We start from the raw sequence: 11,666 nt of genomic DNA, 5'->3' as shown, positions 1-11,666 counted from the left end.
AAAAATTATTTTCTAAAAAATTAAACCTGAAAAAGGTGTGAAAAAACCATATTTTCGGGCTTCTCTCAATTCTCATCGTGACCTACAGCCCGGGGAGAAAATCTTCAGGTTTCTCTATTTAAATACTGTTTTGATACTGCGGCCTATACGTTTGGATACAGGATCAAAAAAAGTAATGATCTTTTCTTCAGGTTCCCGGGCAAAATATGCAGGGTAAAGACGGTCGTAGTTGTAATCGGGTGTAAAATTCATTTCTGTTTTTTCTTCGTTCACCCGGATGTCAACCTTAGTATATTCGGTGGTGTAATTAAAGATCAGGTAATGCTGTCCATCAGATGGGATTATTATTCCCGCTGTAAGATTCTCTCCATAAATGCTGAGAACGTCCTCTCTGCTAAAGACCTCCTGACTCAATGAGGTGGGGTTGGGAGCATCTTCTAAATTGACATCAAAATTGTCAAACTCTACCCTGTATCCTTGCTTTTCCAGGACGACCTTATAAATATTTGTGGGGGTGTCATCGGGAATAACAAAACTTACGGCATAGTAATCAATACCGGTGTGGGTGTCGCTGTAAGAAAAGTGATACTCCAGCTCGTTAAGTGTATATTTGGAGGTTCCGTCCAAGAGATATACGTCTGGATCTTCTCCTTCGTTCATTAAAAATCTGCCCATTATTCCCGCTTTGGCCCCAACAAAGAAACTTTGGTTTCCGGGGAAATACTGGTGTATGACGCTTTGTATTTCCGGCTCATTTACCTTTACGACATATTTGCGGCTATCACCATTTTCTGCAGTTACTGTATAAGTGACAGGTGTGGTAAAATCCACGACCGTTTCAGCAGGAGGGTCAATGGAAGCATACCCGGGAATAGAAATAACAGGTGAAAGCTCTTTAATATCTGTAAAGGTCACATCTGCTTTTATTATTCCGTTTGTTCTGTCTATATCTGCTTCGATCGTTTCTCCGTCAACCACAAAACTGAAGCTGTTGATCTCATTATTTGCAGATATTGGTCTGTTGTTTATAGTTACCCGGTAAACATTAGGAATTCCATCTTCCGCATAAACGGTATAGGGAACCGTTGAAGTAAAATCCTGTGCCACACCGGAGGCGGGCTCTATCCTGGCCTTTGGAGAAATGTTTACAGACGGAGTTAAGGAGGAAACGTCTTTACCGTCGGTCTGAAAGACAATAGTTCTTTCGTGTTGATCAATTTCACCGGCAATGTTTTCACCTGCGAAGTTCAGGGCAAAGGAGGTGATTTGATTTTCACTGCTTAATACTCTGGGTTCCTCTTCTTCTTGGCTGCATGAGAGACAAAATATAAGGATAAAAAAAGCTGCCAGTTTTTTCATTTTTTGAATTTAATTGTAATGCAGACCATAATCTGAGGGATGAATAATTTTTTCGCTATTGCCAATGATCAGGGTGGGGGAAGAAACAGAAAACGTAACATTTCCTACTTCCCATTCCATATTGCCGTTTTCGGCATTAAGGCAGTGAAGACGGGCCGAATGGGAACTTACGTAGACCTTTCCATCGTACACAATAGGAGAGGATACCACAGTAGCTCCAACAGAAGATTTCCATCTCAAGGCTCCTGTTAAAGCATCAAAGCAGAAAAGATGATTTCCGGCTCCCACAAAGATTTTTCCATCTTCCTTAAAAGGGGAAGATTGGGAAACATCCCCAAAATAATATCTCCAGTTGATAGTACCGGTAGTGGCTTTTACAGAGAAGATTTCATCACGGGCTGTGAATATTACATTACCGTTGGCCCATACCGGAGCTGTTTTGGAATACTTGCCAAGGTCAAGGCTGTAATTCTTGGCGCCACTCAATTTGTTTACCGAATAAAAGCGCCCATTGTTATCCTGAAAGTAAAGGTTTCCCCCATGAACAAGTGGCGCATGTTCTATGAATGGTGCGAGACTGCTAACAGGGTTATCAACTCCAAATTCCCACTTGATTTCACCGGAATATTTATTCACTGCAATGAGTTCGTGATTATTGCGCTTCGGGATATAAAGATAAGCCTCATCCATTGCATATCTGTAGTTACTGTCGAACAGGCTTATTTCCCATTGTTTTTCCTGTCGCTCAAGATCTATTGCCACCATAGTCATATCTGACGTAATGGAATACAGGTTCTGATCATCGGCCATTAAGTGCCGGTAACCAATATCATAGCTCCTGTTAACAGGTTGTTTTTCCCATACCTTCTCACCTGTAAAAAGATGATGTGCAGTAAGATTCAATACTCCCGAATATACCAGGTCGTTATTAACACTATGAACCCCATCCTGGTTTGGGGCTGTCCAAATTCTGCTGCGAGTATCGAGGTCAATGGCTACTACCTGTCCGCTTTGAAAGTCACTTACCAAAATGATCTTACTGGCAGGACCTTTAAAATTGAATTTGAGCTCTGTAGTACCTCCGTTACGATCTGTAGCTATAATGAGACCTTCATAATCCCTGTTATATTCCAGTGTGGTAGTAATCTCATTTTGAGAAACAGGTCCTTTAATAAGTTCGGAATTGAGATAAACATTGTAGAAGACTTCATCTTGGTCTGCGTCCTGAGCTTTGGACCAGCGGATTTTTGCCACAGTGCCTGCAAAGGAGATATCCTCCAGGGAAAATTGTGAAGGGCTGGAATTTACTTCTTCACTTTCTTGAGAACAGGCAACCAATAACAGGCACAGGATTGCCGAAATTATTTTTTTCAACATTTTATAAAGTTGAAAGCCTGTAGGGATGGGGGCTTAATTCTTATTGCAAATATGTGAAAAAAATCTTAAAATTATTATTTCTAATCATAATTTTTAATTTAGACAGATTATTTTCAATCTTTTCCCTCAATTATCAGCTCTGTTGGGTAAAGGCTTTCATCCTACAAGTTGAGGTCGGAAAAGGAATAAACATGGATTCTTCCAGGCACCAAGTGAAAAAGATATTGAACCAGCTCAAATTTAATGGTTAAAATCTTTTTTGGCGAAAAGTATATTCCAAAGCTTCATTTTTTATCTCTCAAATGATTTCAGATTAAATGACTTCTCTATTTGCCAATACAGAATATATCTTTTAAGTATTTATAAGGCCTTTCAAATTTTGAGGTACAAATAAGGTACAAATGAGGTGCGAAGTGGAACTAATTATCATTATGAAATTCTAAAAACCGTTCATAATCTTCTGTTTTCAATTTATTTACTCCACCACGTATAATTACAGTTACCGTTCCGTGGTCGTAATTAACAAGGTAATTCTTTTCTGGGTGGCGATAGTCTATTGTTCCTGTACGTTCAATTATTGTTTTTACACTATAACCTAAATTTTTTAACTGCTTTTCAGTAATCATAAAGAAATGTATAAATAAATTAAGGATTGAAAAGTTTGCCTCATAAACAGGGCTATTAAAGGTATACATTTTCAAGAGAATACACTATGAGAATTGGAGAGGAACCTTTACTCATAAAAAAGTTGAAAAGGAGGTGCCGTAGATTTTTTATTGAGCACCCCCTCCCCTCAAATTAGATTCGTTTTCCTTTTCGAACATTGGCACGCCATTTTGGGGTGGTACCCTGAAGTGCCGAAGAGACTCATATATATTTTGACTTTATTGCTCAATTTTCGAAAATTGCATAAAGAGAGCAATAATTGGAGAAAAAAATCACTTCTTAATATTTTGTTAAGTTAAATTTCTATCTTTCCCATTCAATACTTCCCTATAAGTTTTGTTTTATTTAATCTTCAATGCTGACATTGACAGACTTTTTATAAATGATATTAAACGAAACATATTATCAGAAACTTTTTGAAAGATTTAGTGGTGTCCACCATGTTGAAACAAAATTTTCTAATAATGTTATCGCCCTGACTGTAAAGATTATTCTTAAACACTACCAAGAAAACAAAACTCTCCACATAAACTTTCAGAACTCAAAAGAAACACTATTAAAAATTGCAGGACATCTATATATTGAATTAGCAAATGACATTTATCTTAACCATTATGATTTGCCAGGAATAAAAGATGGAGATAAAGTAAAAAGAAGAGTTAATGGAGAATATTATTTAGTGAAAAAAATTGGTGAATCACATTATAGGTTAAACCATCAACTCCGAAAATCTAAAAAACAAAAATTACCAGCAGACATCCCCAATATCACATATGATCGACTTGTAAAAAAATTTGTAAAAGTTGATTCAGGTGTTAGCGATAAAACTATTGAAGATTATTTCAATTTTTTTCAATCACTAAATTTTGAAAAAACAGATTTTCCGAGAACAAATTTTGAAACTATATCCGTATTTATATCAAAAAAGCCTTTATGGGACAGCTTAAATGAAAAAAATAAAATCCCATCAATCTATTTACCTAATCCAAGAGAAGAAAACCACCTATCAGAAATTAAATCAATTCCAGCAATAACAGATTGTCTTGTTTATTTCACTCCAAAATATGAAGTATGTTATCAACAAATTATACAGCAAGGCAAAAAAATAAAATCCATAATTGTCTTCGATACAGAGGCAAGCAACATTGAACAAATGAGACTTGACCAACAAAGATTTGGCTTCAATTTGATTGTACTTTCAAATAGCCTTTCTCCTCAAAAAATAACCTCAATACCTTGTTGGAATTGGTTTAAGGAAGAAGTAGACATAGTAAATTCAATATGATTAAATTCAGAAACATACCTAGTGCTGAAGTAGAAGACTTTATAGGTAGACTTGACGACAAAATATCATATATCAATTCTGAGTTTGGCATTGAATTAAAAACATATGGTAATATTTTGAGAATCGCCATAAACGCAATTCAATATGATACCATTGAAAACCTTGTTGACAGGGTAAAAATCAACAAAGAATTGGAAAAGTCATTAGATAACGCAGGTGGCTACACAATTGATTTTCTTGGAGAGAATAATCCTAAAAATGAACTCTTAGAATTTCTTGATTTTTTGAAATCAAATTTACTCAAGCAAGAAATTTTATTGAAACACTTAAATCAAACAGATAAAAGGACAATTGCTTTTTTTGACAATAATGATATTGACTTTGCAGGAAAACATATTAAAAATAGAAAAGTAGAAATTCGGCCTTTTTCTGACTTAAAAAAATTGCACCTTGAAAACATAACACTTGTATTTCACAGTTTTAATGGTCAAAAAGATTTCGATTTATTATATAACCTTGATATTGAAATAATCCTTGTAGTTTATAAACAAGAAAAAAATCTTTACTACAAGTATTTAGATAACAGAAAAAAGCTAATTGAACAAGAGATAAAGTCACATGACAGATTATCGCTTTGCGGAATTGAATATATAGAAACTCGAGATTACTCGGTTGATGTAAGTTCGACTATTAATGGTATTGTATCGAGGTTGGATAATTTAGGAAACAGAGCTTATGAAGGCTACAGAAATGAATGTGATATTTTGCTAAATGACAGTGAGGAAAAACTGGTTTACAAGGTCATAACAAATCTTGCTGAATTGTACCTCGAAAGTAACGATACAATTTTCACGGAGCGGGGTGAATTAAATAAAACCTATAAAATTAAAGTTGGCGATAGACTCAGAATTTATCCAAAAGAAGAATTAGCTGAAAATTTATACCAAGTGGCTGTAGAAACCGAACCTGAAATATTCGGAAAGGTTGAAGAACACTCAGTTTATTGGAAACAATTAATAAATGAGATGCGACTTAAATATAGAGATGAATTGCTTTATCAAAAATTAAAAGAAAAGGGGCTAAGAATATTGCCCAACACATTAGCTACTTATGGTAAAGGATACAGAAAATTTCCAATGTTTAATAATGACTTACGAGCTATTTTCAAACTTTATTATTCTGAAAGTTCAGACATGGAAATAGACTCAATGATAAAACCAATTTTCAAATCTAAAACAACCTATAACAGCACAATGATTGTTCTTGGTCGTGGTATAAAACAAGAAATACGTTTGTTTTTAAAAGAGAATAAAATTGGAGAAATTTTGCAAAAGCGAAACTTCAATGTAACCACATTAAAAAATTTTGTAGATGATTATATGCCTTTACATATTGTAAATAGCATTGAGGTTTTTAGTGAAAATATTGAAACATTGGATGAATCGACTTTACAATTGATAGAAATATGAGTGTAAAAGAAAATAGAGATATAATAGTTGAGCGAGTAAAAAAGGAAATAATTGGACCAGGTTCAGATATTTTTCAATGTAAAGAAGATTTTAGGAATGAAATAATTGAAGGAAAGCCTTTGCAAAGATATTTTTCAGGGATCCTTTTTCCAAAACAACTTCAACCAAATGGAAGTGATAATGGACAAGAGGAGATGAAAGAGGAAGATGAGGATGATCTAACTGATTTAACATCCAATCTGAATGATGGAGAAATTAAAGAAATTGAGGTTTTTGAAGATGATGAAGACGAGAAAGACAAAACCGACACGCAACCAAAATACACTTCAAACACCTTTTTCCCTTCACATTTTGGGATAACATTTGCCGTTAATAAATCATGTAAAAATTTTAAAGCAACAATAAATTTCGGCAATTACAAAAAAGCCAATTTTTCAGAAATCAAAATCGCATATAGCGGTGAAGGAATTAACCTTTTAGAGCAGTTTGGACTTAGCCCTTTTGTAACTTTTGATGCAGAAAATAAAACACTAACTCAATCACAAAAAGTTCCAAGGACTAAAGATGGTAAAATCACGCCTGAGTATCTTCATTTTCAAGATTGTCTTAAATCATTGAGGCAAAAAACGGATAAGGATTTTGCACTTTACAAAGTCATTTCAAAACTATTTTTCAAAGACAAGTACAGGAGATTTGATAACTCAATTACTTTAAACATAAATGTCGCCGAGATTGAGGCTTCTCTAAACAATCATTTAGAGTTAAAACTTTCAGAACAGCCAAATTGCAACTTTGAAAATTGGAATAAGGAAATGAAAGAAAGCCTTGTTTTCCATTTAAAAATGTATTCCAACTATGCCGATAAATACTACATTAAAGCAGTAATTGAAAATAAAGTGCAGATACCAAAGGATAAGTTTTCGTTATCCAAAGAAAAAGTTAATCAAGTAAGTTGTTTTCAGACAGAGATTAAAATTGAAAGTGAAAAATTATTACCGTTCCGAGATTATAAAACTCATTTGTACAAAACTGACGAAGATAAAATGTTAGATTATTTGTATAGAGAAAAATTGGCATTTGGAATAGGTCATAATACAGCCTGTACTTGGGAGAATGCACAATCTCCTAATACCCCACAATGGATACAATCAACCTTTTTGCCTGAATATGATGTAAAAAGTCAAAGTTCCGAGACAGACAAAATCAAAGGGGAGATTTTAGATATTAAAAATCTTACGGTATACAATACAGACACCAAAAGCATAATTACAAATCTCTTTAAAGTTTCAGAAGCCTATAAAAATTGGATTGAAGAAGAGCGTATAAAATCAGGTGAGAATGAGCTAGGACTAAAAAATATTAAAAAATGTGAACAGATATATAGGAGAATAAACAACGGAATCAAATTACTTTCAGAAAATGAAAAAGCATTAAGAGCATTTCAATTAGCGAACACTGCGATTTACTTACAAATGTTCCAAACTGCACAACATTTTAATACAAAAAAAGAAGGTTTTGAAGTCTGGGAACGCAACGAAATTTTACAACATAGTTTCCAAGATTACGGTAAATTAGATTTTCCTTCTAACAGAGTTCCCGAATGGAGACCATTTCAGTTAGCTTTTATATTGCAATGCATGGCTTCGTTTGTAGATGAAAACAGCCAAGAAAAAGAGTTAATTGACTTATTGTATTTCCCGACAGGTGGTGGTAAAACAGAAGCATATTTGGCTGTATCAGCATTTTTAATATTTTGGCGAAGAATCGAATACCCGAAAACTTATGATGGTGTTAATATCATAATTAGATATACTCTTAGGCTTCTTTCTGCACAGCAATTTGAAAGGGCTTCGAAAATGATTTTAGCTTGTGAATTTATTAGAAGCAATTCTAAAGATTTAGGGGATAAGAAAATTACAATAGGTTTTTGGGTTGGAAAACAAACCATTCCCAACAGACTAATAGATGCTCAGAAAAAATTACAATCGACTCAACAAAAGCTGAATCAAGGCAATACTTATGTAGTAAATCCATTTCAACTTTCAAACTGTCAATGGTGCAATACAAAGGTTATAACAAGATTTTCCCAAAAAGATTCTATTTATCAGATTGGACACAGAGTTGACAGGCAACTTAAAAGCTATTGTTTGAATGCCGCTTGCCACTTTTCAGAAAAAAATGGAGGTTTACCAATTGTTTTGATTGATGATGATATTTATTCTAAACCACCAACTATATTATTTGCGACAGTTGATAAATTTGCTGCTTTAGCATGGAAAGGTGAATCTACAGCACTCTTTAATAATGGCTCAAACAGAAAGCCCGAATTGATAATTCAAGATGAGTTGCATTTATTAAACGGGACATTAGGCAGTTTAGTGGGTTTATTTGAAAATGCCCTTTTAGAACTTTGCCATAACCCAAAAATAATTGCTTCAACTGCAACAGTAAAAAACGTAGATAAACAAATATTGGGGTTATACGGTCGTGAAGCAAAAGTGTTTCCACAATTTGCTACAAATTCAGATGATACATTTTTCTCAAAAGTAATTAATGAAAGTAAACGAAAATACATTGGTGTCTTACCTACAGGTAAGACCACAGTAGTTACCAATCTTCAATTATTAGCTTCGCTAATGTTTGCCAGGCTAGAAATTTGGAAAAAATCCACCAACAAATCTGATGCTGATAGTTTTTGGACTTTACTTTCATACTTCAAAAGTCTTAAGGAAATCGGTCGCTTTTCAAACAAGATAAACTCTGAATTAAAACCAATAATTAAGCAATTACAAGTTAGGTATTTAATTGACGATTTTAATTCTGCAAATAATTACAACAAACTTTCATACAGAAACATCGAATTAACAAGCCGTATTCCAAACGAAAAAATCAAAAAGAACCTGGATAAACTTGACATACCATTTAATGGCAATTTAAAAGACCATAAGGCTTATGACCTTGTTCTTGCAACTAATATGATTAGTGTAGGTCTTGATGTAGGTCGTTTAGGAGTTATGATAATGAACGGAATGCCCCCAAATACTGCTGAATACATTCAGGCAAGCAGTCGTGTTGCAAGGAAAAATAAAGGTGTTGTCTTTACACTATACGACCCATTCAACAGTAGAGATTTATCGTTCTATGAAGATTTTGTTCAATTTCATAAAACATTTTATAAGCAAGTGGAACCATTGAGTGTAACTCCATTTGCTGAAAATGCCTTAGACAAAATGTTGTTTACTCTTATACTCGCCTATTTCAGACACACGACTCCTTATACGGCCAACGAAGCGGCAAATGCATTAGTTGATGATAGAATTAAAAGCGAACTCCGAAATAACTTATTAAACCTTTTCCAAGATCATCAATTCGCTCAAGAAGATGTTCAACTTATAATGGAAAAGACAGATAACATTTTGAGAGATTGGAGATATAAGGTTGATGCTGAAAAAAATCTAAAATACTATTGGCACAATCATCCAAAAGAATCTTTAATAGTGCCTATGCAAGAAAAGAAAAGTGATGATGACACTCTTGTTGCAATGCAATCAATGAGAAGTGTTGAACCTAGTGCGGAAATATTAATTAGACAATATTAGTAGTTATGCCAAACGATAAAATCAGGCACGGTAGAAGCAAACATATATCAAACTATGGTGGTGTTGGCTCACTAATTGAGACAACAGATAATTCAGTAATAATTGAAACATTTGATAATTGGGGCTATTCCGATTTAAATGAAAAATTGGCTCATTACATCATAAAAGATGATAGGCTTTTACAGCGTCTTAAAAATAGATTCCCCAATCTTAAGCATTTGGTATCAATCCCTACTGATAGAGATTCATTTTTACATCAAGTCCGACCTAAAGCAAACTACTTTCCAAAATGGTTTTACTGCACGTATTGTAATCGCTTTGCATTTTATTCTGAGTGGAAAACCAGATGGAGAAGTGCGGGAAAGAATTTAGACTTTTTCAATCCTCCTAAATGTAGTAATAGAGATTGTAAGGAAAATCATTTAGAGCAACTTCGTTTTGTTATGACTTGTAGCAACGGACATATTCACGATTTACCTTGGGAGTATTGGAATAATCGTTTAGCATCTGATAGAAACAATGTAGAAGAAAATGAAGATGAAAATAAGATTGAGAAGCTAAATGGTCCTCAATTGGATTACACAAAAAAATGTTGTGACCATCAAGACTTGATTTATAAAATAAGCCGAGAAAACACTGAGCTTTCAGGTATTTGGATTGAGTGTAAGAATTGCAAGAAAAGGGCAAATCTAAAAGGCATTTTCAACTTCGAAAAAAAGTGTGATGGTAAAAAATATTGGCTTGGTCAATTAAATGGTAAGTTTCATGAGGAAGAATGTGGTATAACAATGCAACCTAGTATTTCTGTAAAACTGAAAACCAGTAATAGCGTATATTATGCCAATAGCCTGAGCAGTCTCTTTATACCTGAACTTCAAAATCCACTATCTGTTGAAATAAGAATAGATATTGACAACATGGTAGAAAGTGAACAATTCACAACTGAACAAATTGTTCAACTAATAAGCATCCAAAAGAAAATTGATAAAGAACTTATTCAGCAGTATTTAGAATCAGGTGAAATAAAATATATACCAGATAATGTTTACCGCCAAACTGAATATGAATATTTTTTAGAGAAAGAGCAACCAGACAATAAGCAGATAAAATTTAGAGTAATTGACTGTAGTGAACAAATTCATGGTTACTCAAAATTGGTGAAAATTGACAAGTTGAAAAAGACAACTGTTCAGACGTCCTTTACAAGAAACGAACCAATTGATATCGATTCAATCTTGCAAGACCAAACAGAATACGAATATTCAGTTCAAAGGCAATCGGTTTCAAAGAATAATTTTGATGCTAAAACCCTACCTGCTTTAGAAAGCTATGGAGAAGGTATTTTGTTCGTCTTGGATAAAAGCAAACTAGAACAATGGGAAAAACAACAATATGTAATTGAAAGAACCGAAAAAATCAAATCAAATGCAAAAAATGCGGATTGGAAATCTCATCAAATTATTGCAAAGACACTGACTCCAAGAAAAGTATTAATACATACACTTTCCCATCTACTAATTAGAGAATTGGAATATGTATGTGGTTATCCATCATCTTCCTTATCAGAAAGACTCTATGTTAGTGAAACAATGCACGGATTTTTAATATCTGCATTTGACGGTACAGACGGTTACTTGGGAGGACTTTCTAATCTTTGCAATGATTTAGAAAATTTGAGAAAAATTATTGAAAGTGCAATATTCAGAGCAACCGATTGTTCTTCTGACCCCATTTGCATCGAATCTGAAGGACAAGGAGTTGGGCAACTGAACCTAGCTGCTTGTCATTCTTGTAGCTTAACCCCTGAAACCACTTGTGAACTTTCGAACTTATATTTAGACAGGAACTTATTAATTGACAATGAAATTGGATATTTTAACACAATGATAGAATAACAAGCTTACGCTATTG

The 11,666-nt window shown here is 33.9% G+C and carries 7 protein-coding genes; 4 read left to right on the top strand and 3 right to left on the bottom strand.

Annotation, left to right across the window (positions count from 1 at the left end):
* Positions 1 to 114: 114 nt before the first annotated feature.
* From ACFSTG_RS10025 to ACFSTG_RS10015, 3 genes are all read right to left on the bottom strand, one after another.
* On the bottom strand, positions 115 to 1,359 hold the full coding sequence (locus tag ACFSTG_RS10025; RefSeq protein WP_380751952.1) for a DUF5018 domain-containing protein: 1,245 nt from the start codon (positions 1,357 to 1,359) through the stop codon (positions 115 to 117).
* A gap of 9 nt (positions 1,360 to 1,368) precedes the next feature.
* The gene (locus tag ACFSTG_RS10020; RefSeq protein WP_380751950.1) at positions 1,369 to 2,736 is read right to left on the bottom strand and encodes an outer membrane protein assembly factor BamB family protein; all 1,368 of its coding nucleotides are present in this window, start codon (positions 2,734 to 2,736) and stop codon (positions 1,369 to 1,371) included.
* A gap of 419 nt (positions 2,737 to 3,155) precedes the next feature.
* Complete coding sequence (locus tag ACFSTG_RS10015) at positions 3,156 to 3,362, bottom strand: hypothetical protein (RefSeq protein ID WP_380751947.1); 207 nt, start codon at positions 3,360 to 3,362, stop codon at positions 3,156 to 3,158.
* 422 nt (positions 3,363 to 3,784) lie between these two features.
* Between ACFSTG_RS10015 and ACFSTG_RS10010 the strand changes: the two genes are divergently transcribed.
* Genes ACFSTG_RS10010 through drmB form a run of 4 tightly spaced genes read left to right on the top strand, consistent with a single transcriptional unit; the run spans position 3,785 to position 11,650 of the window.
* Positions 3,785 to 4,687 (top strand): hypothetical protein, encoded by a 903-nt coding sequence (locus ACFSTG_RS10010; RefSeq protein WP_380751944.1) that lies wholly within the window; start codon positions 3,785 to 3,787, stop codon positions 4,685 to 4,687.
* Positions 4,684 to 6,156, top strand: a complete 1,473-nt coding sequence (locus tag ACFSTG_RS10005) for a hypothetical protein (protein WP_380751941.1) — start codon at positions 4,684 to 4,686, stop codon at positions 6,154 to 6,156. The genes ACFSTG_RS10010 and ACFSTG_RS10005 overlap by 4 nt, the downstream gene beginning before the upstream one ends.
* Positions 6,153 to 9,755 (top strand): helicase-related protein, encoded by a 3,603-nt coding sequence (locus ACFSTG_RS10000; protein ID WP_380751938.1) that lies wholly within the window; start codon positions 6,153 to 6,155, stop codon positions 9,753 to 9,755. The genes ACFSTG_RS10005 and ACFSTG_RS10000 overlap by 4 nt, the downstream gene beginning before the upstream one ends.
* Positions 9,756 to 9,760: 5 nt before the next feature.
* Positions 9,761 to 11,650 carry a DrmB family protein gene (gene drmB, locus ACFSTG_RS09995; protein WP_380751935.1) on the top strand — a complete coding sequence of 630 codons (1,890 nt, stop codon included), beginning with the start codon at positions 9,761 to 9,763 and terminating at the stop codon, positions 11,648 to 11,650.
* Positions 11,651 to 11,666: the final 16 nt, after the last annotated feature.

Source organism: Salinimicrobium flavum (genome assembly GCF_042684505.1).
GTDB lineage: Bacteria > Bacteroidota > Bacteroidia > Flavobacteriales > Flavobacteriaceae > Salinimicrobium > Salinimicrobium flavum.
The sequence above is the reverse complement of the archived record's forward strand: the minus strand, read 5'-3'. Positions and strand labels throughout refer to the sequence as shown.